A 24081-nucleotide genomic window follows, 5' to 3' on the forward strand; every position below is an offset into this window, starting at 1 on the left:
TTCATTTATTCAGCTGCAGCGGCTGTATTGGCCTTAACTCGGGAAGAACGAGTCAGGGAGAACATGGCACTTCCCAGCGCCAGCAGGACGAACAGGCAGCCGACCCATGCATTATTGGCTACAGAGCTCTGTTCAATGACAAGTCCGCCAACGACAGAACCACTCGCAATACCAAGATGAAGCACCGATGAGTTCAGGCTGAGCTGGATGTCAGCTGTATCGGGAGCAGTCTGCATGAGATAGCTTTGCTGCGCCGGGGACAATGCCCAGCTAAGCGCACTCCAAATCACCATCGCAATCAAGAAGACGTAGAACGATACTTGTGCCGTCAGCGGCAGGACAAACATGATCACCGCGAAGCTTGATACAATCAACAAAATGGAGCGTTTTGTTCCCCATTTATCCGCCATCAAGCCGCCAAGCCCTCCGCCAGATACGGCTGCCAAGCCGAACAAGAAGTACACAATGCTGGTCATGCCTGGACTGAGCTGGAACGTCTCCTGTAAATAAGGAGTCAGATATGCATAGAGGGTCAAATGCCCTGTCAGCATCAAGTACGAAATAAGATGACCGCTGACGAGCTTCGCATTCTTCAATGAAGCGAACTGTGCACGCAGGGTCGTAACCTCGGAAGGGGGAACCTTCGATAAGAAGGCATAAATCCCTAGCATTGCAATTGCAGTCAGTCCCACAACTAGCAGGAACGGCGCTCGCCATCCGTATGCATTTCCGATAACCATCCCAATAGGAACGCCTAAGACGAGTGATCCGCTGATGCCCATGTAGATGACGCCAATGGCGCGCCCTTTATATTCCGGCTGGACGAGCTTCGAGGCAATCGTGATGGACAAAACAATAAGCAGCGAACCGCTGGATGCAGACAAGGCTCTGGCTGCGAGCAATGTTGCATAATTCGAGCTGAAAGCCACGATAAGATTCGAGATTAGGAAGATGAACAAAAAGACAATATACAGTTTTTTGCGCTCAAATTTGGCTGTGAGATTCATTAATATTGGTGCCGATATCGCGAAGGCAATCGAGAAGATCGTAATCAGTTGCCCGGCTGCACTGACGGAAATGTTCAAGTCCGCGGCTATCTGATCGAGAATTCCCCCGATAATAAGCTCTACCGTGCCGACAACGAATGCGGCTACTGCCAAAATATATACACGAAAGTTCAAGAGAGACATTCCTTTCTGATTGAATAAAAAGTTACTACCATTATAGTAACCTAAATGCGAATGTGCAACAGAAAAGTATTCCTGCCTGTCAGATGTCGTATCCATTCACTCGCAAGATAAGAACAAGCCGACCTAAGATGATGGCATCCTGGTCGGCTTGTTTACGTTCAGTATATCTCTATGCATTATGATGTCTTGGTCGAACGAAAGACGTACTGGAAGGCATTCAGCAGCTTGGCGAATGCGCGCTTGCGGATATGTCCGTAGGTTACGGCGCTGATCGGGGGATCGAATCGGAAATTGTACACCTTCGTATCCGTCATGCGAGCTTCCTTCATATATCGCTCGCGGATGAGCAGCTGCTCGTCCGGCTCCAATTCGTGCACGATGGACTCAATCAGCTCGCAAAACGCCAGACATTCGCTCGCTTTATCTGTATTATAGACCGCTACTGCGGCAGTCGGATCGCCGACCCGGTTCGTCGCGCCATTTTCTCTCGCTTCATAATTCGTTGTAATCCGCGCCTCGCGAACTGCGAACTTCATAACCTTGCACATTCTGTATTTGGCAAATACCTCATCAATTCGTGCTTTTGCTTGCTTCACATCCATCGCTTCATGCTCTGGCATGTCCATGAATCCCATTACCATTAGGCAAGGCCTCCTTTGTTTCCATTCATACTCGAGGTTGTGTACTTCCTATTTATCTATTGGGTCCAGCATCGAAATGGAACACCGTGGGCAGGTATTCCCATTATACCACAAAAACAAGAACATTTGTTCCTATAAATAATTAAAAACAAATCAAAAAGAAACTATAAAACGAGTTTAAACCAAACAGGTGTTCGCCATTTTATACTGTTAACGTGGACATCGTGAGCAGAAAGGAAGCTGCCTTCGCTATTTTAAAGCAAGCAGCATGACGCTCTATTAGGATGGCCGATTAGCAAATGAGCAGGATGCAAGATTAGCAAATTTCCCAGTAGATGAAGGGAGGTGATGTGGATTGATTGTATATCGCGACATTGTAGAACGATGGCTCGTGCCCATGGGGAAGGCATTGAACATGCCGGTTGTTCCCTTGGACGGCCTGAAGGCGGATCAGACCGAGCCGCTTATCGCGTACGACGTGGCTGAGCCCTACATCGATTGCTCGCCCCATCATGCGGAGTCACAGGGGATGATTGAGAAGGTTGTTGAGATGGAATGGCTTCTTCTCATTCGCTCCAAGGATCGCATGGATATGGTGGAACGCTGCCGGGATTTGCTCGGCTGGCAGTGGACGGAAGGATTGGAGTGCTTGACGACAATCCCAGCCGTGCAGGTGCATATGGGGCCAGCGCAGTGGAAGACGGAGCCGACTGCCGGACTAGGTCTCCGCATTAGGCTTCGCATGAAGGATCGCTTCGAGCGAAACTTTACATTCATCGAAAAAGTGGAATTACAACGAAACGAAAAGAAGGAGTGATTGTTCATGTCAATTCAAGACGTGCAAGTAACGATTGATTTACAAAAGCCTACAGGTCGGTTGTCCTTCGGAATGCCGCTTATTATCGGGAAAAAAGCCGGAGGCTCTGCCTATAAAGAATACGGGGATCTCAAGGCGGTCAAGGATGATTTCGCGGATACGACAGCGGAATACAAAATGGCGGAGGCGCTCTTTGGACAAGGCGACCGCTCGCCAGCTCGCATTGCGATTACAGCTTGCGATGAGAAGGAGGAACCGGCAGCTCGCCTTCGTTCTGTAGTCGATAACGGCTGGTACTACCTGCTCTCCTCTGATAATAGCGATGCTGTAGTTGAGGCGTTGGCGGCAGAGATTGAGAAGGAAGATTACCGTCTGTTCTTTACACGTACTGCTGATAAGACGAAGCTTCAGGCGCTGAAGTCCAAGGCTTATACACGTACGGTTGTGTTCTATCACACGGATGCCGCGGTATATCCAGAAGCTGCGCTTGTAGGTTCGGTTGGTTCTGCGGAAGTGGGCTCTGTGACGTGGAAGTTCAAGAAGTGCACCGGCATTGACGCGATGAAGGTAACGGCTGGCGAATTGATGGAAATCCACGATAGCGGAGCAATTACGTACGTGAACAAGCAAGGCGAGGCTCGCACTTCGGAAGGCAAGACGCTGTCCGGTGAATATATCGACGTCATTATGGCGCGTGATTATGTGCGTGCCCGCATGGAAATGCAAATTCAGAATTTGCTCAATCAATCGAGCAAAATTCCGTACACCGATGCAGGTATTGTCCAAATCGAGAGCGCAGTGATCAACGTGCTGTTGGAATCTGCACGTATGGGTATCATCGCGACAGCCGACAGTGGCGAGCCGCTGTTCGGTACGTCCTTCCTGTCTCGCAATGAGGTAAATCCAAGCGATCGCGCGAACCGCGAATATCGCGGCGGCTCGTTCTGGTTCGAGATCGCGGGCGCGGTACATCAGGTGAAGGTGAACGGTGTTATCCGCTTCTAATGAATCACAATTGATCACGAACATCATACACAACATTTTCTATTAAAGGATGGTGCTTATCTATGAGTATCGGTATTTATGATGCAAAGCAAGTATCTGTAATCATTAACGAAGAACACATTACGGGATTTGGCGAGAATACTTTCGTCACTTGTGAAAAGGATGAGGAGCAGACGGTAACGCATGTTGGCGCGCGCGGCGAGGTAGCGATTGCCTATAAGAACAATCCGCTCGGCACGATTAAGCTGACGGTGATGTCAACGTCGCCGCAATTGCCGCTCTTATATGGATTAGGGAACGAGAAGAAATTATTCAAAATTATGGTAAAGTCCAATAACAAGCCAGGAGAAACAATTAGCGGTAATCAGGCTATCATCAAGAAGCTGCCGGCTGCTTCGTACGGCTCAGAGCTTGAGGATCGTGAATTTGAAATCCAAGTTCTCGATTATATGCATCAAACAGAATAGTGAAGTTAAAAATTTAGGAGCTAAATTTCAATAAAACGGATTCGGAAAGGGTGGCTACTTGTGAGCAAGCAAAAGACTGTAACGATTGAAACTGAGGAATATGTGCTGCAGCATCCGGGCGCGCGGGCGCTCATGCGATTGTATGACGCAGCATTGAAGGCAGACGGGGGATGGAAGCTGGAAGCGTCGATGGACTTTTTCCTCCAACATGTCATCGTGTCTCCACGCCTAAGCTGGGAGGGTCTTGAAGAGAAGACCGATCTGATGACGCCGCTCTGGCTGGAGTGTGCGCGCTTCTTGGGCATGGTCGATACACCCTTGGAATCCGAATCATCCGACGTATAAGCAATCCATCTCCCGCAATCCGCTCCGGCAATTGTTCTGGCGTGTCGTCCTGAACAGCCGGGGCGGCATTACGTATGCAGAAGCGAGCGGCATGAGCATTGAGGAATTATGCGAAGCCGCCGCCGCTGTGGAATGGATGTACGGGAAAGGAGGGGGTTAACCCAATGGATGATCGGATCTCCAAAAATATTCACCGCGAACTGCGCACCATGAACGGGAAGCTCGATGAGATGGGCGTCGTCTCCCGCATATTGACGGACAGCATTAAGGAACAGACCGCGGAGATGAAGCGGAATGCAAGACAGAAGACGCCGAAGATAGGAGGACTTACCTTTCCTACTGCTACGTCTGATAGCATTACGTTTTCCAAATTGAACACGATGTTCGTTTCCTTACAGAGGCAGGTAGCTTCACTCGGTGTTTCACCATTGATAACGATAGCAACAAATGGAAACTCATCATCTTCAAACAGGGTTGTGATTGAGAATACGAATGAGCTTGCTTCGTCTATTGCCCAGCAGTTACCGACTTCGCTCTCGCAAAAGCCAGCTGTTGCTCTTGCTTTTGCTCTGTGTAATTGCAGTTCTGACAAGAAGGAGGAAAAACCCAAGACTTGGCTTGATTATATAGGCGATGCTTACAAATTATTTAAGGATGTAAATAGTGATTTTACAAATCTTAGAGATCTTTCAGACAATATAAAGTTTGGCAAAGAAATGTACGAGAAAATTAAGAAGAAACGGGGCGGCTCCAAATCGAATGGGAAGTCCGAAAGTTCTAGCGGTGGAAAAGATGATGATCCGCAGAAAGATCTCGGACAAGCTGCTAACGGTTCTAAAAATGAAGGGGAAGCCAAAGACAAGGGCAATCCATCCAATAAGGGCAAAGAAAAAGAGAATACAGCTGATTCCTTGAAGACTGCGGCAAATGGTTCGAATAAGGATAAAAATCCTCCCCCTAATAATGCCAAGCCCAATGATAGCAAGAGTCCCCCAACGAATGCGGGTACGGATACAGACCAGAAATCTTCACCGAAGCCTACCTCAAATGCCCGGCAGGATTTAGCGAATGCAGCTACCGGATCGAATGGGGAAGGTCAAGCTCCTTCGCCAAAGGATACAAAGGTTGATAATACTAAACCAAGCCCAGCGCCAAAAAATAGGCGAGGGGCAGGTATATTAGGGAGGGCGAAAAAACTCGGCAAATGGGGAGGTTTCTTAGCTGGGGGAGCTGGTCTTGCTATGGGTCTTTTTGGCGGCAAGAAGGATGAAGATGGAGGTGGGGAAAAGTCTGAGTCCACTGCGGATGATTCCTCGAACGTCGTTCAGGCAACAGCTGAAACGGTTCAATCTGTTCAATCAACAGTTGGGCCGATGGCGGATGCTGCTAAAGCGGCTTCGACCGCGTCAGATGTGAGTAAGGCTGCCTCTGCAACGAAGAAGGTCGGCTGGTTGGGCAAGTTGTTGAAGGGAGCTCGTACAGTCAGCAAGGCAACAAGGTTTCTGCGCTTTAATCCCGTTGGATTTCTAGGCGGATTAGCCGTAGATGCAGGCTTATGGGCAGCGGAGAAGTTCCTACTCCCGAATGACGAGGAGAACCCAGACAAGGAATCAGAAGAGGATGACAAGTCAAAATCAGCTGCAAAGATGATGGTGAGATCCTATATGGCTAAAAACCATGCGCTTGCAGCCTCGACGGGACAATCAAATATACAATCGTATTCCCCTAATGGTGAGGGCATGCAACCGATAGTTGAGGGTTCACCGACTGGAGCGATATCCTCAACTGCATCTATGCCTCAACATCAGACACCCAATATGCCTGGGCCTACTGCTAGTGGCAGCATGGAAGTCAGCGCGAACAGCAATGTCACGATGAACCTGAACGTGAACGGCTATATTGACAACCGCATGATTGAAGAGATCAAGCGGATCGCCCGCGAGCAGTACGACGCCTCATTCCGAGCATTAGAGCGGGGCATTGCGGACAAACTGCCGAAGCCTAAGCCTATCCCAAGGCCTCAGGTGGCGGAAGGAGGAATGATGTCCCATTAATACGCGAAAAAGCAAATTAGGCGGCGTGGAACTGTTCGTCATTTCAGAGGAACCTGAGTATTCAGTGCAGGTGAGCAGTCACAATGTGGAAAAGGGCGGTACCATTACGGATCACATCCGGAAGGAAACAACAAGCTTAGTTCTGCAAGGATTGCTAATAGGCCCCCAGGCCTCCAATTATAAGCAGCGTTTGGTAAAGGCAATGAACGAGGGGAAGCTGCTCCAATACACAGGGCGCAATATGATGCTGAATTGTGTCATCACTAGCTTGCGAACCGCTCATAACAACTCGATTGCTAATGGCATGACTTTCACCATGTCATTGAAGCAGGTCAACATTGTCCAGCCAGCTTACAGTAAGCTGCCGCCGAAGAAGAAGGCGGCCGTGAAGCCGAAGAGCCGTTCCGGGAAGCGGAATACTTCTTATCGTCCGGTGCCGGAGACGCATACAGCGCGCCCTGGCCAGTCGCTAATGGATATCGCTAGGTACTTCGGGATTCCTGAAAGCATGATTCGGATAGCTAATAATGTCATTGAGCGTACCGCCAAGCCATTTGTAGAGGGAGCGAAACTTCTGCTTGGCCTTTCCAAAAAGAAAAAGAAAAAAACCATGCCCTCAGGTGGGGGCGGGGGTGGAAAACAATACATGCAGGATCGGTAAGGCAAGGAAGCTTCAGAAAGGAGGAGAAGGATGGCGATCATCGGGATCGACAAAGATCTTATTCCTTACTCATTTGATATGGATTTGGGCGATCGAACCTATACGTTCGAAATACGCTACAACTTTACCCATGATTATTTTACCGTGGACTTATCGGAAGGGGATACTCCATTGGCGCTAGGCGTAAAGTTGGTATGGGGAATGCCGCTGTTCGTCAGTATGGAGACGCGGGAGTTCCCGCTTGAGCTCATCGTCCCGTATGGGGATAATCCGGAAGAACAGATTACGTGGGATACACTTGGGCAGTCTGTTCACCTGCATTTGGGGGATGACGATGGAATACTTATTTAATCGCGGGTGCGAGATTTTGATTGGTGGCTATCGATTCAACTACGGTGATCTGACAATGAATGTTCACGTAGATTTTGATGATAACAATGAGCCGAATGAATCCACCGTAGAGCTGTACAATTTGTCCAAGCATACGCTGGCGAACATTCGCACGGGGATGCGAGTCATCGTCAATGCGGGTTACGGCAAGGATCTCGGCACTGTGCTTCAGGGCAACATTGTAGAGGTGCGAACGAAGCGGGAGCAGATGGATCGGGTGACGACGATTCAAGTGAAGGATGATTTGACAGTTTCCTTATATGAAATGGCACATACGTATCGGCCGGGCACGAAGGCTAGCGAAATTATTCATGATCTGTTAAGTCGGGCGCAAATTCCGCATGGAGCCGTGCAGCTTGGCTCCAATCATGCCTATATGAAGGGATTCATTGTGAAAGGTGATCCAGTTGCATCGATACGCCGGGCAGCTCGTGATTGCAATACGGAAGTGTTTACGCGGCAAGGCAAGCTACATTTCAAACCTCTTACTGGAGCCGGATTAGAGGTGACGGGCATCGTTCGTTTATCCGCAGACAGCGGGTTAATTGACAGCCCGCAATCGTATGAAGAGGACAAAGTTAAGGGTGTGCGCGTGACGTCCCTCTTGAATTATCGGCTGCATGCAGATGCACAGCTTCGATTGGTTAGTGAGGATTTTGACGGTGTGTACCGGGTGAAGCGGGGCAAGCATACCATTTCGATGGATCAATTTGTGACGGAAGTGGATTTGGTTAAGATTTAATCTTTCGTTGCATTTGCAAAAGGAATAACGGAGATTAGCGTGAGTGTGCCCAGAAATGAAATGCAATGATGATGCGATTAAGCGACAAGGAGGTGACGCTATGGGCGCGAATCGAGCGGTCAGTGCACTGGAAGCCTGGATGGATCATCGAATCTCGGGAACAGCAGGAGCGCAGCTGGGTACGATTGTGAGCATGGGATCGGGCACGGCTGATGTGGAGCTGGAAGGCGAGGCTGGACTTATTCGATATCAGCTTCCGATTTTAGAACAGGCACAAGACATCGTGATCGAAAGTGGGAGCCGTGTACTGGTTGTATTTACAGAGGCCAGCAAAGGCGGCGGCGTCATTGTCGGAAAGGTGGCTGGAGGATGAGGACGTGGGCGCTTCAAGACAGAGATCTTCAATTATCAGATGGACAAATTGCTTGGATCGATGGGCGTGAGGAATTAACGCAAGCGGTTCGCATTCGGTTGGGTACTCGCTTGGGCGAGTATTTTTTTGCGCCGGATATGGGCTTGGATCATGAGCGAATGGTTGGCAAGCAGGTAGATGAGGATACCATTCGCGAGGCGATTATGCGCTGCCTCATGGATGAACCGCGTATTCAATCAGTCGAGGATGTAGAAGTGACAAGAGACAAGCACTCGCGTACAGCTCAAGTACGCCTAGTCATGACAAGCTCTGAAGGAGAGGAGGTTGAGCTTATCTATGCTGACGGCAGCGGGATTGAAGCGTAAAACCTATCACGAAATTTATGAAGAAATGGTTGAGGATTTAGGCAAGCAGCTCGGACAGGACATCAATACCTCGGAGACATCGCCACTTGGCATGATGATGCAGCTCTTTGCATGGCACTTGTCTGTGCTGTGGGAGGATGTCGAGCAGGTATACCACGAGTCATACATTCAATATGCAACAGGAGTGCAGCTTGATGCATTAGCCGTATTTTATGGGCTGCGTCGCAAGCTGGAGCAGGCGGCTTATGGGAATATCAAGCTGACAGGCGTTCCGAAGTTTATCGTTCCAGCAGGACTACAAGTGGGTACGAAATCAGGCGTGTGGTTCATGACGGTGGATGATTGCGTATTGGACGATTCGGGCAAGGGAGAAGTTGCTGTGGTGGCGACTGTACCAGGCATTATCGGTAACGTACCTGCTGATTCCATTACAGAAATACTTACTTCCGTGAAGGAAATTACGAGCATTACGAACCCAGCTAGTATGGCAGAGGGTCGTGAACGGGAAAATGATGTCGAGTTCCGCGACCGTTTGCGTGCCGCGCGAGATGGCAGTCATGCGGCAACCGTGGACGCAATTGTATCCGCTCTGCTGCAAATTCCAGATGTAAAATCAGCGGCTGTACGTGTGAACGATACGATGCAGACGAACGAAGAAGGCATTCCAGCGAAGTCGATTCGTACGTACGTGTACGGCGGTCAGGATGAGCGCATCGCGCAGACGATTTTTGAGAAAAAAGCAGCGGGTATTGGAACAGATGGAACGAACACTGTGAAGGTGCGCGATGTCAGCGGTGGTGAGCATGATGTGCGCTTCAGCCGTATGAAGCTGCAAGATGCTCATATTGAGGCCGAAATCAAGGCAACTTCATCATTTTCTTCTCGTGGGAAGGAGGACATCGTCACGGCGATTGCACAGTATATTGGCGGCGTTGGCGCGGATCAGCAGGATTACACAGGGCTTCCGCAAGGATCCCGTATCGTGTACAGTCGTTTGCTGGCAGCCATCCAGAATGTGGCCGGCGTTGAGGAAGTTACCGAGCTGAAGGTGAAGCTTGGCGATGGCGAATTCGTCAGCGGCAACGTGAACATTCCGCTATATGAAGTGGCTCGTGTGGCACCTGAGCGGGTAAAGGTGGCGGTGAGCTATGTTTAAGCTTCCAGAGGTGATGGAGCTGCTGCCGGATGTCATCGCGAAGGAAGGCAGCAGCCGCTTCGCTCAGCTCGTAAATGTGTGGCTGAAGCAGATGAATGAGTTAAGCAGTACGATTCAGCGAATATCCGAATGGAAAAGCATCGAGCAGGCAGAAGGTGCCGCGCTTGATGAAATCGGCGGCAATCTAGGGCAAGCGCGCGGTCAAGCGACCGATGAGGTGTATCGACTGCTCCTGCGCTCTAAGCTGGCCCGCATGAATTCAAGCAGCAGCTTGGATTCCGTCATTGAGGTGCTCGCTCTCGCTCTTCGAGCAGCACCGGATGAGTTCCGCATCGCGGAACAATACGCTGACCCGTTCCAGCCTGAACCTGCGTCCATTCAGGTCACCGAGGTGCCGTACGAGAAACTGAATGGTGTTGGGCTAAGCCCTTCACAATTCGTTTCACTTGTCGAGAGCCTCGTCGCCGCTGGCGTTCGTGTAACACAGGTTGGTCTGACGGGCTCGTTCGAGCTGGCATCTGCTCATGATGTGCTAGAACAATCTGAGCACGGCCTCGCCGATGAGGCCATGACCGTAGGCGGCACGTTGGGCGATCTTTATGTCCCGGGCAATGACTACGTACTTCCAGTATAGAATGTTGGTTCGATAGAGTAGAAGGATTACGAATGATAAATGAGGTGACGATATTATGACGTTCGAAAAAGAGCTTCCAGAATGGAAGGAAAAAGGGGTCAAGCCCCCGCAAAGTAAACTGGACGAAGGCTGGAAAGTCCAAGACAAGCCTCCCGCAGCTTGGCTAAACTGGCAAATGAATAAGACGTACGAAGCCTTGAAGGAAGTTCAGGAGAAGGCAGCGGAAAAGACAGATGTAACCAAGACACTGAAAGATGCAAAGGATTACACGGATCAGAAGGTAAAGGACATTGATCTTTCAAAGATCACACCGGAAAGTATTGGCGCCCTTCCGATTGCAGGAGGAACGGTTAGAGGTAATTTAGGTCTGCAAGGCTCGAACGGGGCACTACAGTTTCAGAGTGGTACCGGGGACAATGCTACTTACGAAACTTATAACAACGCTATACAAGCTCATTGGGGCTTAGCAATGAAAACCTATGACGGCACAGTCACTGGATTATGGGATTCTCGCATGGGTAGGTGGGTTACCAAAGGCGGACACGTCGTTCAAAACAACAGTGGGGTTCAGTGGAGCGTTGATACTAATGGTGAGCAGTCCATGAACGGAAACCTCTACGCAAATAAGCAAATACATGCAGCAGGGAGAGTATGGGTTGGGAAAACTACACAGTTCGGAAATGAAGCTAGTTGTACTCTTACCTTAGGTGATACAGACACAGGACTGAATTGGGTTGGAGATGGACAGTTCGATATTATGTCTAACGCCCAAGCTGCTGCAAAAGTGAATGGTGGTCAAATGAGCTTCCGCATGGCTGATGGTTCGTATAAAACAGCTAATGACCTTTTTCAATCTGGAGTTAATGCCAAACAAGGCACGGTGGATGCCCTTAACTCCAAGTCGGTAGCGGCATCCACCAATGATGACTGGTCTACTTTAAATGGTAAGATCAGAACACTGCATGGAAGACATGATGGTAGTTTAACCATGAAAGGCTCTGCAGGCGGCGGGGGAAATCCCGAAGCAGGCTATCAGTACGTTCCAATAACCACTGTGCCAGCAGGAGCTACCCAGATTATACTCAACGCGATATCAACAGATACTTGGAGCGGCAACTGTATTACCATTCCAATGACAGACAGCTATTCTATTAAAATAAGACTTGAATTAGTTGATATAACTGGAAAAGCTGTAACCATCGCAGAGACTTCTGGCAGTTCTTACGGTATTGGACGAGTATATTTCCAGAGCATTACTTATTCTCCAAACAGTGGCGAATTATATTTCAATGCGGGTTATCGAAGTAATGGAGAGACATCTGGATTCAACTTTGGCCGTAAAGATGTAGGCACACTGAATAATAGTGGGGCTATGTCTATTAGAATGGTCTATTTCTCTCCTACACAAGTTTTTGATTATGACCTCAATATGTCACTCACAACTTATCTATAAGGTTTACAAATTAAGGACGAGCGCCATGCCGTATAGGTGGCGCTTTTATCATGCCCTCACAACTGCGTGGGGGCTATTTATATTTCACCTAAAGGGGGATATGTATGGAACGCTTTATTGAATTTGTTGGACAACTTGTAGGAGACTACGGCACAAAGCAAATAGCCGCAGCTGGTGGTTTTGGTGTTGTTGGTGCATACCTGTTCGGTGGCTGGCCGCTGCTGCTGCAGGTGCTTCTGATTATGACGGTGGCTGACTTCGTAACCGGCATCATGGCTGCCGGAACCGAAGGCAAACTGCGCAGCAGTGTAGGACTCATTGGCATTGCACGAAAGGTGTTTATTTTCGTAATCGTGTCGATCGCGCATCAGGTGGATGTGGTGCTTGGAGGGCAGCATCTACTCAGAGATGCGACGGTCTTTTTTTATATGGCGAACGAATTGTTGTCGATTATTGAAAATGGCGGACGTCTAGGCGTGCCGCTGCCGCCGGTTATTAAGCAGGCGGTGGAAGTGTTGAAGGGAAAAGGGGGAATTCATGATGAGCATCGACATTAAGCAGCGCCTGATTCCGGATGGAAGGGCGAATAAACCGAACCTTGCCATGAAGCCAATGTATCTTACTGTGCACAACACGGACAATACAGATGCGGGGGCGACAGCAGAAGCGCATTCGAGGTATTTGTTGAACGGCAGTGGCGGGGCGAAGAAGAGCTGGCACTATACGGTGGATGATAAGAGTGTGTATCAGCATTTGCGAGATAATGAGCAGGGATGGCATGCTGGGGATGGGACAGGCCCTGGCAATGCGTTGTCCATTGGCATCGAAGTATGTATGTACGCAGGGATCGACGAGCAGGCCGCATGGCGCAATGCTGCTGAACTGCTCGCCATCTTGTCGTGCAAGCATGGCATTGCACTGGAACGCATTATGCCGCACAAACATTGGAGCGGGAAGGCTTGTCCGTCTCGACTGCTGCCGCATTGGCAGCAATTTATGGACATGGTGGTGCAGGCTAAGGAAGCGATGTCAGGCGACACTAGTGGTACGAAGCCGCCATCGCCCAATCCGACTACCGAACAGCAGCTGCGTGCCGAGCGAGTGAAGGTCATCTGGGAAGGTGCTCCCGAAGGAAGTTCGCAAGGGTACTTGATCGACAATAAGGTTTATATCCCAGTGCGCGAGGCTGTAGAACGTAGTGGAATGCGTGTGCAGTGGGAAGCGGAGAAGAGGCAGGTTGTTGTCCGCGGAGGCAGCAAGTAAATTAAACGAATGAGGCCACATTCAACGGAGATGGAGAATCAATTACTACCCAACGAAGTCTTGCTCTATTCGCATAGCGATGTTTAACCGCTTATCATATGGGCAAGGCTTAAAAGTTGATGCGTTAGTATTGATCTGGATCATCGAAAAAAGCGCTGTTCGCTTTTACACCCATACCTTCGCTGATATCTCATCAAAGATAAAGTACTGGCACTATTGCGATTGCTGTATATCCCTGTCCATGCTCATTCTCACAACCAAGAATATTTCCCCTCCTGACTGCACAATCTAACATAATGTGACATTGTTGCCGCCGAACAACTTTCCTTAGTGGGCTCAACTTTTCTTGCCGGTTCCAACAGGTTGTTGCCGGTTCAATTGTTGTAAGGAGGGGCAACACTGTTTCTGTAGACCCACACGGGATCGGTGAGGTAAGATAGGATTCCGGGTTGGAACGGCATATTCCATAATATGCCTGGTAATAAGGAGTCAGGGAGGGGTCAGCGTGAGCGCGGACATATATGCAGATATGAAACAAGGGGAAAAAGGAGCATGGATCAGCATTGCTGCCTATATCGCCCTATCCGCATTCAAGCTAGCTATCGGCTTATTCTACCAATCGAAGGCGCTGCAAGCAGATGGATGGAATAACTTGACCGATATCGTCGCATCGCTTGCTGTACTTATCGGACTGCGAATTTCGCAGAAGCCGCCGGATCATGACCATCCTTACGGTCATTTGCGGGCGGAGACAATCGCTGCTCTAATTGCTTCCTTTATTATGGCGACAGTCGGGATTCAAGTGATCATATCCACGGTGCAAGCATTGTTCCATGGCGAGTCGACAACCCCGAACCCGCTTACGGGTTGGGTAGCGCTTGGCTGTGCGATCGTGATGTACGCGGTGTACTCATATAATAAGCGGCTGGCAGAGCGCATTCGTAATCAGGCGCTTATGGCGGCAGCACAAGATAACCGGTCAGATGCATTTGTAAGTATTGGCGCAGCAGTTGGTATTTTCGGTGCTCAGCTTGGCATTAGCTGGCTCGATCCGCTTGCCGCCTTAACGGTAGGCTTCATTATATGCAAGACAGCATGGGATATTTTCCGAGAAGCAACTCATACATTGACGGACGGATTCGATGAAGCGCAGCTGGATCGCCTGCGCAAGACGGTAGAGAGTACAGAAGGCGTGCGCAAGATTAAGGAAGTGAAGGCGCGCCTGCATGGAAGTCTGGTTCTCGTTGATGTGGTTGTACAGGTTGATCCGAAGCTAAGCCTCATTGAAGGACATCATATTTGTGACGATATTGAGCAGCGCATGAAGCGCAAGCATAATATTACTCATGTACATGTGCATGTCGAGCCAATGGATATAGATACAAGCAAAACAATTCATCAGCAATTGGTGTAATGTATGATCATAGAACGCGACCAGCGTGCCCGCGAGTGACGGTAACATCCGTCCTCAGGGCACGTTTTTTTGTGTTTCTAGTAAAACGGACAGACGGAGCAGATCACATAAATAAGCTTCGAAAGAGTAGTACTGGGAACAGGCTCGATTGTTTAAATCTGGTATTCATCCCATGAATCAACCAGTTAATAGGCATAAAGACCCACAGAGAAGGTTACAATTTTGTCTTTTTTAAGAGGATAGGCCGATAGAAACCGACGAAGAAGACTCTATATAATTAGGCGTAGGGGAAATGGGATGTCATTACAGAAATAGAATAACCACTTAATTATAGAAACAATTGACATCTTGTTCATATGAACATCAACTCACATTCGGTTCACGATTACAGTAATGTAACAACAACTTAGAGGAGGATTTCTATGAAGAAGAAATTACTGTTAGGCATAATGATGTTCACAATGGCAGGGCAGATGATATTGCCGTCATTGCATGCGGCACCTGCAGCAACTAGCAATGTACAAGCTGCATCTGTAACGAGCTCCAACCAGAATCGCGGAGAGATTGTTCAGTCCGTCAATTTGAGAACGAAGCCGAGTACTTCATCCTCAATCATTCGATTGGTGAAGACAGGCGAATCCGTTACAATTTTGGACAAGCCCAACAGCAGTTGGTACAAAGTGAAGGATACCAAAGGCAACACGGGCTATGTAAGCTCACAGAGTAAATACATACGAGTAGGGAATGCATCTGGATCTAACTCTTCAGGAAGTTCAAATAATAAACCTACGACTTCTGCTCCATCAAGTAAGGCTGCGAAGATGGACAAAGTGGAGAAAGTAGCGAAGAAATACATGGGCACGCCATATGAATTTGGATCGGATCGGAATACAACTAAAACATTCGATTGCTCCGACTTTGTACGCCAAGTCTATAAGGAAGCATTAGGCATCGTACTGCCGACAGATTCCCGCAAGCAAGGTACTTATATTAAGGATAAAGGCGGCGTGAAGAAGAGTATCAGCCAACTGCAGCGTGGAGACTTGATGTTCTTCATGTCCTATAAGGGATCCAGTGCATCCAGTTATAAAAATGTGAATAAATCAAAAGAGCGAATTACACATGTCGGCATTTACTTGGGCAATGGCAAAATCATTCATACATATTCCAAAGCTTCAGGCGGCGTACGGATCGACACGGTGAGCAACACTAGCTGGGAACATCGTTTCCTGTATGGAGGAAGCGTAGTAAAATAGAAGCGTTCATCGAGCATACTGCATATGCACGCATCAAAAAGGGCTATCTATTCAACAGGGAAAGCTGTTGGTAGATAGCCCTTACTTGTTCGTAGGAAGAGGAATTCAAGCGTGCTGATGCATGTTCCGTCCCACATCCATTAAAATGGAACACGGCGGTTCCTAGTTATTGATATTTTGGAGGCCCTTGTTGTTCATCGATCTTCGGTCTTGTGCGATATTTCTTCGTCTTCGCCATGGCAACTGCAGCCCATGAGCTAAGCAAGCTTATTGGAAGCAGTAGAGCAGTAGTTGTGTAGCGTACAATATTATCCTGATAGAGAACATAGGCAATGACAAGCACCATGAGTGGGGCGTAATCGACATACCGCACCATCCGATGTCTGAGGCCTAAGCGGTTCTCAACGATACCGAAACAGAAGAAACCGGCAATAATGATGGCAGCGAATAGGAACGCTCCTGTAATCCAGCCGAGTGCTCTCATGAGAAGAGCAAGCGTGATAAGGGCGTATCCGACGAAGCCTACTCCAGTAAACAGCATGTTGCAATCAACTCCTTGGCTAAGATCCTAATCGTAGATGATTATTGCAGCAATTGCAACACGGTTCGGGCACAGGCCTCAGGATCCGTCATAGCAAGAGCGCCAAGCTGCCGCTTCTCGCGCAGCCGGTCATAGTGGTGCTGTAATTCGTTGAACCAACGTGCAATGGTATCCGAGGATTCAATCTTCTCACCCATACCATGCTCCATGAAATATTCACAGTTCTCTTCCTCTTGTCCAGGGATTGGATCATAGAAGAGCATAGGGATGCCCTTCATCATTCCTTCTGTACAAGTCATTCCCCCAGGCTTCGTTACCAGTAAATCGGAAGCATCCATCAGACGCGACACCTCTTGCGTGTAGCCGAATATATGTATGTTCGGATGCTGGAACAATGGATCCTGTTCCATCCGAGCGATTGCCTTCTGATTGCTGCCCATGCAGAACAGAAGCTGGACATGTTCGCGCCATGTCGTCATGTACTGGAGCAAATCCTCATTCAGCGACAATCCCCAGCCGCCGCCCATAATCATGACGGTCGGAAGCGGACGCAATCCAAGCTCCAGCTGCGCTTCCGATTGAGGACAGCGCTCCCAGAACTTCGGATGAACAGGAATGCCAGTAACAACAATGCGGCTATCATCAATCCCGCGTTCCAGGAGCTTGTTCCGTACTTCTGGTGCGGAGACGAGGTATTTTGTAACTTCTGGGTTCATCCACGTACCATGCGCATCGTAGTCCGTAATCAATGTATATAATGGAAGATGAAGACCAGAGCGCTTCAGGCGCGATACGATGATATTCGGAAATGGATGAGTGCACACAATCGCATCAGGACGCAATTGATCGAGCACATGAGAAGCTTGTGTGTAGAAAATGCGATGCAATGCGAGCTGTGTGACGCGGTTCAGCGATTTTTTATATTTTTTTCGATACAAGAGTCCAACCAGCTTCGGCTGTGAGCTTACCGTCTTCCGATAAGCAGCGAAGATTAGCGGCCCGACCGTCGGATTCAAGAACTTGCCCAGCTCGATGACGCGTGTTTGGACATCGGGCTCCAGCTGGCGCAGTCCGACTGATAGGGCATAGGCTGCTTGCGTATGGCCTGTACCGAATCCTTCAGATAGAAGGATGATTCTCTTTTTTCGCATGTTCTCACCCACATTCCATTATAACCTGAAAGTTGAAAGGAAGCATCAGCCAATTACGTCGAAACTGAGCGTTCATTTTCCTTGGTTTAGTTGAAATTCACAGGCAGGTATGATAAGGTTCAGGTAACGGCATATGACCATAATTTCTAATTGGTCATTCAGTCAAATGTGCGCCAGGAGAAAGGAGGCGGGGGATGTGACCGTAGACCGCCGAAAACAAATCGTGGAAGCGGCAGCGCAATCCTTTGCTCTGTTCGGGTACAAAGCGACGACGATGGATCAAGTAGCGAAGATTGCCAAGGTAGGCAAAGGAACGATTTATACGTTCTTTACGAACAAAGAGGAGCTGTTCGATGAGATTTTGCAGCAGCTCATCCACGAGATGAAAGAGATCGCGGATCGGGAAATCACCGAGGATAGACCGTTTATTGATAAGCTGTATCGTGTGTTGGATCGTGTGCTGGAATATAGAAGCCGCCATGAGCTGGCATTGAAGCTGTCCCAGGAGCTGCGCGACTTCGGGACGCCGATGGCGAAGGAAGCGCTGGCTAAGATGGAACAGGAACTGCTTGAGTACATAGAGCGAGAAGTGCGTGTGGCTATGGAGCGTGGAGAAGTGAAGCAAGGTGACCCGAAGGTCGTCAGCTTCGTCATGCTTCAATTGTACAAAGCGCTTACGACCGAATGGAACAAGCTGAATGCTCCGCTCGATAAGGAAGCGATTAAGGATTATTATCGCCTTCATTTTATGGAAGGGTTAATGATTCGCCAGCCATAAGGAAGTCAGGACGGATGTTGATATACAAAAGAGAAGCACCCTTCAAATAGGAACGCGTGGTCGAACCTGCAGAAGGGTGCTTTTGTGTGGAGACTATAATATAGTTATTTACTTTTTAATGACGACCATCTGAGCTTTCTCTAATTTTTTAGACAAGTCAACTAGTGCATTCTTCGGATCCTTCTTGAAATGAGCAACCGTTAAGCCAAGCTTGTCTGCGTTCAGCTTCTCCCAAGCTGCATCATCGAGCAGCACAATCGTGTGGGCAAATCCGCGTGACTCCCCAATTACAATATCGCCACCGTACTGACCAGCGAGCTTCACACCTTTCAGTTCTGTCACCGTTGTATCTGTCTTCGCGAAGATCACCGCATTGTCGCCTGTTACTTCAGGCAGCTTCGCAATCACTTCTGTTGTGTCTTTGTCCTTCACTTGTTGAAGCAACCCATTATTGAACAAGCCTTGAGCGGTTGATTTGCTGATCGCAATGACACGGTCATCCGCTTGCTTTGCATCATATTTCAATGCGAAATCATCTGTCTTCGACACATCATTCTTCGTGCTCTCCAATGCATCTTTAATTTGAGCATCCGTTCCATACATAATCAGTCCATTTGCCTTAGGGCCGAATAGGCTGCAGCCTGTCGCCATTACAAGTACAAGTATCATGGTAGCTACTATGCCAAGTTTCTTTTTCATTCGTCATCCACCTCAATTACCAGTATTGATTCTTACACCGTTAACGATACAGGAGGGATCATCTTGTTTCCATTGGTTTAGATGACAGCACTCTTTCAATCTCGTAAGAAAGTAGGACTATAGTATCAAAATAGCCGCCGCTCGCAAGAAGTTGCCTGCATAAGATAATAATTCCCCTCCTTTTTACCGTTATAGTAGATATGTACTTTTTTGTTCCATTGGAACTACTCACAGGAGCAAAACGGGAAGGGAGAAGATAAGGTGTACCCATCAAGGAAAAAATCGACATGGCTTAGCATAGCGCTCGTATGCACGTTGCTATTCGGTATGCTGCCAATCCAAGGTATCGTTCATGCAGAAGATTCGTTTACAGGTATTGCTTTTGAATCAGATGTGTCTCCAGTACACGTCACAGTTGAAGGTTCCTCTGTACAATTGAAGGTGCTTGGTACAATCAGCGGAAAGACGGATAAGAAAGATGTTACGAGCTTGGCTACGTGGACGTCCTCGAATCCGAGTGCTGTCAAAGTAGACGCTGGTTGGGTAAGCGGCGCTGGAAAAGGTACTTCGGAAATTACAGTGAAATATCAAGGATATACATTGAAGAAAACGGTTGTATCCGAATACTTGTATGACAAGATCGTTATTCGTACAGGAGATACGGATCAAGAGGTTGCCAATGAAGTGAAGGCGAATCTTGGAGACAAGCTTGCCTGGAAGGCATTCGCCTTGGACAAATCGACGAGTACGAACAATGACGTTACGGCTGAAGCCTCCTGGACTTCCTCCAATACAGATGTAGCGGATGTGAATAAAGGGGTCATTACACTGAAGTCCAAGGGTAAAACGGACATTACCATTAAGCATAAAGGATTAAGCACGAAGATCGAGCTGAAGGTTGAGCAGCCTTACGACAAATTGGAGCTGTCGCCAGAAAAGCTGGTTGAATTCGAATACGGTGCAGCTTCCAAGACCGTAACCGCCAAGGCGAAGACTGCTGACGGCAAGCTCGAAGATGTAACAGGTAAGGCAGATTGGACAACAAGCGATGCGAATATCGTCGAAGTGAAGAACGGAGAAGTCAAGCCTATCAACGTAGGTTCGGCAACGGTAACGGCGAACTATCTTGGGGCTTCGCAATCCATTACAGTGGTCGTACGTGCTTCTTACCAAGCGATGCGCATCACACCGGATCAGAAACAGCACATGATGCTGGGAGACGGGCCGCTGCAAGTGCAGACCTTCGTGCTCAATTCGGCTGATAATCAGCAGGATGTTAGTGATCTTGCAGAGTGGACATCAAGCAACCTGATGGCTGTAACGGTAGAACACGGCAAGGTCTACGCGAAGAGCGAAGGAACTGCAACGGTAACAGCTTCTTACAAAGGGCTGACGAAGTCGGTTGAGATTACGGTATACCCGACGATCGAGAAGTTGAAATGGACGGAAGAAGATAAGAATGCAAAACCTGGAGACGTTCGCAAGCAGGAGCTAATCTTAGAAGATGTGAAGCCTTTGCCTAAGATCAGTGGGGTATCCTTGAGCGGCAATACGCTTGATGTATCGGAACTGGTGCAGTGGACATCTTCTAATGAAAGTGTTGTCTCCGTTAAAGATGGCAAGATGAAGGCAGCAGCACCGGGAACGACTTTCCTGACTGCGAGCATTCGCAATCAAACGCTTCCTTTGGAAGTAAATGTTCAGCGCAAGGCACTCGTATTGCAGGCGAACAATGCGGATATCAGTATCGTAACGGGTCGTGAGCAGCCATTGCCAGAAGTAAATGTTATTTATGCTGATGGTACAGAGGAAAATGTAACGACTCAAGTGAAATGGGAATCAAGTTCTCCGAACTTGCTCGTTCGCGAGGGGAACATGAAGGGCCTCATTGCAGGTCGTGCGACGTTGACAGGTACATTTGCCAATGTGAAAGTGACTGTGAAAGCAACGATCGAAGAAGAGATTGTGAAGTATGATATCGTTCCTTCTGAAATTCGTACGAACGTGAACAAGTCCCAATCGGTTAAGGTAACAGGAACCTACAAGAACGGAAAGACGATTGCGCTTGCTTCACGTATTAAGTGGACTATTGAAAATGAAAAGGTAGCGACGGTTCGCGGAGCTACTGTCAAGGGTGTGGCTATTGGCAGCACGAAGCTGGTCGGTGAGTATCAAGGAAGAAAACTGGAGGTTACAGTGCATGTGAAGCCTCGCTTGCTGAAGCTGGAAGCAAATCCGACAACTGTGAAGCTGGGCATCGGTCAGTCTGCATCGTGGAAGGTTCAGGCGATTTATGATACAGGTGAAGTTGTGGATGTGACGTCCTCCGTGACATTCGTTCCTTCCAATGTGAAGATTAAGGCGTCGCGTGGTTCGGTGCAAGGTGTATCTAAGGGCAGTGGGAGTTTGAAGTTGACATTGGACGGCAAGAGCACATCACTGCGTGTAACGGTGAAATAAGGGCAACCATTGAACCGGTTGAGTTTATTGAAATACAGAACAGGGACTGCGCGTGCAGTCCCTGTTTTGTTATTACAATTATGTGCTGCAAGGAAGAAGCTGGTGCAAGCAAGAGTTGGAGCGAACAGAGCTAGAGTAAACAGCCGAAATCACTATACATCTCCGTAATGTTGCTATGCCCCGACTGACTGACCTGCTTGTTCTTTTCCTTGCATGGCATCACCGAAGAGCTTCATTTTGATCGTAATTGCGGCAAACGCAAGCATGGAAAATCCTATTCCACACCAGATAAGCTGGTGCATGCCGAGGTGAGCGATGATAAATCCCGCAACAGCAGTACCCATCGTAATTCCTAAGTTGGAGAAAGAAACGAACAGACTGTTGCCGAATTCAGGTGCTTCCTTTGTTTCAGCAGTCAGCCAAGTTTGACTCACAATCAGTCCTCCTGAGTGCACAGTTCCCCAAATGAATATCATCCCAATCATGAGAGAAAGATACGACCCTGCATAATAGACAAGTACATAGATGAACGCGTAGAGAAGCGGGAAAAGCAGTATCGTTTTTGTAGTATTTTTCTGAAGCAAAGTTCCGAACAGAAAGTTGCCAGCAATCATAACAAGCCCAAATACCATGAGCATGAGACTGATGAGTGAGCCATTCATTCGAGTGATTTGGCTTGTGTATTCGGCAAAGTAACCGTACACAGAGAACATCGCTGCAAAAATAAAGATGACAGCCGCTATGTTGAGCCAAAGTCCGGGCTTACGTAAAATACTCAGCTGTTTGCCGTAAGACATCTTCTCCTTCACAGGCATGGAAGGCAGCCAAATAAGCAAACCTATCAAGGCGATTGCATTCACGATGGCCCCAAATAAGAAGGAGGTGGATAACGAAATACGTTCAGCAAGGTAAGACGTAATCGGGACACCAAATGCGAAGCCTACTGTAATACCTGCAAATACGCGAACGACAGCCTGACTGCTCTGCTCGGGAGGTACCAGACTGGCGGCAGCTACGAGTGCGATGGAGAAGAAAATCGGATGGAACATCGCAGGCAAGATCCGGAATATAAGCATTACCTCAAAATGCGAGGTGAACGCATAGACGAGATTGGACAGAACAAACATGGAAATGGCCGTCAATAGGACACTTTTGCGGTTAAAGCGGGATGCGATCAGGGTAAGAAACGGACCGCTAACGGCCACGATGAGTGCAAATATACCGACCAGCCAGCCTGCTTGGGAAGCTGTAATGTTGTATTTCTGCGATATTTGAGGCAGCACGCCCACAATACCCATTTCTGTCGTAATAATGCCGAATACGCCAAGGGACAGCAGAAGAAGCAGCAAGGGGTTTGTTTTTCTCATTTCAACGATAACTCCATTTCTATTCAGTCATGAATTTACACTTTAATGATCTTAAAAGTACTACAATGCACTTCATTCAAATAAATTTCACTTCAATGAGCTTCACTTCAATACACTTCAACCCATTTATGCCATTCCATTTGATATACATAACTATATATCTATAAATATAGATGTAATATGACAAAAAAAGAGATATTCCTCCTCCTCTACAAGTGATGGGTGACGTAATCGGCATATTCTCGTATCGTGCGTTCATTGCGGCGATAGTACGTCCATTTGCCGATTCGTTCAGACTCTAATAGTCCAGCTTGCTGCATCGTGAGCAGGTAGCTGGAGATGACCGATTGCGCAAGCCCTGTCTTTTTCTGAATATCGCCTACGCATATGCCTGTTGCAAATGATATTCCATACTGAATGTACTTCTCTTCATTGAAATGTTCTTCAGGATTCTTCAACCATTGAAGAATTTGGGCGCGTGTGTCATTAGACAAAGCTTTGCAAATGAGTAAAGGTTCCATACGTCTCATTATATCTATAATTATAGATTTGTAAATACAATAATTGGTGAATGATCTGTAGATGCTCCGATAGCAGGTAAATTTAATATACACACGAGTGAATATAAATACAAATAAAAAGATATTATTTATCCTATCCGAAGAAAATAATGGTTCATATATGTCGAAAAATGCAAAAAAAGGACGAGAATTTATAAACAAAAATGATGATCTGTGCATAGAGATAGATTGATCTACTTGGCTCTATATAAAGGGATTATCAACTATTATAACTTATCAAGGACATAAAAATATTAAATTGCCATCATATTGGCGTGGTGATAAAATAATGAAACAAT

General features: G+C 47.9%; 27 protein-coding genes. 20 read left to right on the top strand and 7 right to left on the bottom strand.

The window, feature by feature from the left end:
• Positions 1 to 5: 5 nt before the first annotated feature.
• Positions 6 to 1190, bottom strand: coding sequence for an MFS transporter (locus RQP50_RS01040; protein ID WP_315742564.1), 1185 nt, complete (start codon positions 1188 to 1190; stop codon positions 6 to 8).
• Between the two features lie 176 nt (positions 1191 to 1366).
• Positions 1367 to 1831: an ArpU family phage packaging/lysis transcriptional regulator gene (locus tag RQP50_RS01045; protein ID WP_315742565.1), complete on the bottom strand. Its 465-nt coding sequence runs from the start codon at positions 1829 to 1831 to the stop codon at positions 1367 to 1369.
• Between the two features lie 355 nt (positions 1832 to 2186).
• Between RQP50_RS01045 and RQP50_RS01050 the strand changes: the two genes are divergently transcribed.
• The 18 genes from RQP50_RS01050 (at position 2187) to RQP50_RS01135 (ending at position 16226) form a co-directional block, all read left to right on the top strand.
• The gene (locus RQP50_RS01050; protein WP_021254395.1) at positions 2187 to 2648 is read left to right on the top strand and encodes a hypothetical protein; all 462 of its coding nucleotides are present in this window, start codon (positions 2187 to 2189) and stop codon (positions 2646 to 2648) included.
• Between the two features lie 6 nt (positions 2649 to 2654).
• Positions 2655 to 3653 carry a DUF3383 family protein gene (locus RQP50_RS01055; protein WP_315742571.1) on the top strand — a complete coding sequence of 333 codons (999 nt, stop codon included), beginning with the start codon at positions 2655 to 2657 and terminating at the stop codon, positions 3651 to 3653.
• Between the two features lie 62 nt (positions 3654 to 3715).
• Positions 3716 to 4120: a phage structural protein gene (locus RQP50_RS01060; RefSeq protein WP_315742573.1), complete on the top strand. Its 405-nt coding sequence runs from the start codon at positions 3716 to 3718 to the stop codon at positions 4118 to 4120.
• Between the two features lie 60 nt (positions 4121 to 4180).
• Positions 4181 to 4465: a hypothetical protein gene (locus tag RQP50_RS01065; protein ID WP_005542653.1), complete on the top strand. Its 285-nt coding sequence runs from the start codon at positions 4181 to 4183 to the stop codon at positions 4463 to 4465.
• Complete coding sequence (locus tag RQP50_RS01070) at positions 4407 to 4625, top strand: hypothetical protein (protein WP_139070713.1); 219 nt, start codon at positions 4407 to 4409, stop codon at positions 4623 to 4625. The genes RQP50_RS01065 and RQP50_RS01070 overlap by 59 nt, the downstream gene beginning before the upstream one ends.
• Before the next feature lie 4 nt (positions 4626 to 4629).
• On the top strand, positions 4630 to 6519 hold the full coding sequence (locus RQP50_RS01075) for a hypothetical protein (protein ID WP_315742581.1): 1890 nt from the start codon (positions 4630 to 4632) through the stop codon (positions 6517 to 6519).
• Between the two features lie 25 nt (positions 6520 to 6544).
• Complete coding sequence (locus tag RQP50_RS01080) at positions 6545 to 7180, top strand: LysM peptidoglycan-binding domain-containing protein (RefSeq protein WP_021254391.1); 636 nt, start codon at positions 6545 to 6547, stop codon at positions 7178 to 7180.
• A gap of 30 nt (positions 7181 to 7210) precedes the next feature.
• Complete coding sequence (locus RQP50_RS01085) at positions 7211 to 7531, top strand: phage baseplate plug family protein (protein ID WP_021254390.1); 321 nt, start codon at positions 7211 to 7213, stop codon at positions 7529 to 7531.
• The gene (locus RQP50_RS01090) at positions 7515 to 8312 is read left to right on the top strand and encodes a phage protein (protein ID WP_315742583.1); all 798 of its coding nucleotides are present in this window, start codon (positions 7515 to 7517) and stop codon (positions 8310 to 8312) included. Before RQP50_RS01085 ends, RQP50_RS01090 begins: the two co-directional genes overlap by 17 nt.
• 100 nt (positions 8313 to 8412) lie before the next feature.
• Positions 8413 to 8685 (top strand): hypothetical protein, encoded by a 273-nt coding sequence (locus tag RQP50_RS01095; RefSeq protein ID WP_315742585.1) that lies wholly within the window; start codon positions 8413 to 8415, stop codon positions 8683 to 8685.
• Positions 8682 to 9050 carry a DUF2634 domain-containing protein gene (locus tag RQP50_RS01100; RefSeq protein ID WP_315742587.1) on the top strand — a complete coding sequence of 123 codons (369 nt, stop codon included), beginning with the start codon at positions 8682 to 8684 and terminating at the stop codon, positions 9048 to 9050. The genes RQP50_RS01095 and RQP50_RS01100 overlap by 4 nt, the downstream gene beginning before the upstream one ends.
• On the top strand, positions 9022 to 10206 hold the full coding sequence (locus RQP50_RS01105; protein ID WP_315742589.1) for a baseplate J/gp47 family protein: 1185 nt from the start codon (positions 9022 to 9024) through the stop codon (positions 10204 to 10206). Before RQP50_RS01100 ends, RQP50_RS01105 begins: the two co-directional genes overlap by 29 nt.
• Positions 10199 to 10840 (top strand): hypothetical protein, encoded by a 642-nt coding sequence (locus RQP50_RS01110; RefSeq protein WP_315742591.1) that lies wholly within the window; start codon positions 10199 to 10201, stop codon positions 10838 to 10840. Before RQP50_RS01105 ends, RQP50_RS01110 begins: the two co-directional genes overlap by 8 nt.
• 55 nt (positions 10841 to 10895) lie before the next feature.
• Positions 10896 to 12293: a hypothetical protein gene (locus RQP50_RS01115; RefSeq protein WP_315742593.1), complete on the top strand. Its 1398-nt coding sequence runs from the start codon at positions 10896 to 10898 to the stop codon at positions 12291 to 12293.
• 104 nt (positions 12294 to 12397) lie between these two features.
• Positions 12398 to 12850, top strand: coding sequence for a phage holin family protein (locus RQP50_RS01120; protein ID WP_315742595.1), 453 nt, complete (start codon positions 12398 to 12400; stop codon positions 12848 to 12850).
• The gene (locus tag RQP50_RS01125) at positions 12834 to 13556 is read left to right on the top strand and encodes an N-acetylmuramoyl-L-alanine amidase (protein WP_315744512.1); all 723 of its coding nucleotides are present in this window, start codon (positions 12834 to 12836) and stop codon (positions 13554 to 13556) included. The genes RQP50_RS01120 and RQP50_RS01125 overlap by 17 nt, the downstream gene beginning before the upstream one ends.
• Positions 13557 to 14061: 505 nt before the next feature.
• Entirely contained in the window at positions 14062 to 14970 is a 909-nt protein-coding gene (locus RQP50_RS01130; protein ID WP_315742597.1) for a cation diffusion facilitator family transporter, read from the top strand.
• Positions 14971 to 15392: 422 nt separating this feature from the next.
• A complete protein-coding gene (locus tag RQP50_RS01135) occupies positions 15393 to 16226 on the top strand; it encodes a C40 family peptidase (RefSeq protein WP_072727431.1) in 834 nt (277 codons plus the stop codon).
• Between the two features lie 166 nt (positions 16227 to 16392).
• On the opposite strand, the gene RQP50_RS01140 is transcribed toward RQP50_RS01135, so the two are convergent.
• Entirely contained in the window at positions 16393 to 16767 is a 375-nt protein-coding gene (locus RQP50_RS01140; protein WP_028531632.1) for a hypothetical protein, read from the bottom strand.
• 41 nt (positions 16768 to 16808) lie between these two features.
• Positions 16809 to 17918: a UDP-N-acetylglucosamine--LPS N-acetylglucosamine transferase gene (locus RQP50_RS01145; protein ID WP_028531633.1), complete on the bottom strand. Its 1110-nt coding sequence runs from the start codon at positions 17916 to 17918 to the stop codon at positions 16809 to 16811.
• Positions 17919 to 18114: 196 nt separating this feature from the next.
• Between RQP50_RS01145 and RQP50_RS01150 the strand changes: the two genes are divergently transcribed.
• Positions 18115 to 18696: a TetR/AcrR family transcriptional regulator gene (locus tag RQP50_RS01150; RefSeq protein WP_072727430.1), complete on the top strand. Its 582-nt coding sequence runs from the start codon at positions 18115 to 18117 to the stop codon at positions 18694 to 18696.
• 108 nt (positions 18697 to 18804) lie between these two features.
• Here RQP50_RS01150 and RQP50_RS01155 read toward each other — a convergent pair whose 3' ends face one another.
• The gene (locus tag RQP50_RS01155; RefSeq protein ID WP_315742602.1) at positions 18805 to 19395 is read right to left on the bottom strand and encodes a lipoprotein BA_5634 family protein; all 591 of its coding nucleotides are present in this window, start codon (positions 19393 to 19395) and stop codon (positions 18805 to 18807) included.
• A gap of 261 nt (positions 19396 to 19656) precedes the next feature.
• Here RQP50_RS01155 and RQP50_RS01160 point away from each other — a divergent pair, with 261 nt between their 5' ends.
• Entirely contained in the window at positions 19657 to 21855 is a 2199-nt protein-coding gene (locus RQP50_RS01160; RefSeq protein WP_315742604.1) for an Ig-like domain-containing protein, read from the top strand.
• Between the two features lie 173 nt (positions 21856 to 22028).
• On the opposite strand, the gene RQP50_RS01165 is transcribed toward RQP50_RS01160, so the two are convergent.
• On the bottom strand, positions 22029 to 23222 hold the full coding sequence (locus RQP50_RS01165; RefSeq protein ID WP_315742606.1) for an MFS transporter: 1194 nt from the start codon (positions 23220 to 23222) through the stop codon (positions 22029 to 22031).
• A 209-nt stretch (positions 23223 to 23431) separates the two neighbouring features.
• Positions 23432 to 23743, bottom strand: coding sequence for an ArsR/SmtB family transcription factor (locus RQP50_RS01170; protein ID WP_021254373.1), 312 nt, complete (start codon positions 23741 to 23743; stop codon positions 23432 to 23434).
• Between the last annotated feature and the right edge of the window lie 338 nt (positions 23744 to 24081).

This window comes from Paenibacillus suaedae, from assembly GCF_032337355.1.
Classification (GTDB): Bacteria; Bacillota; Bacilli; order Paenibacillales; family Paenibacillaceae; genus Paenibacillus_B; species Paenibacillus_B suaedae.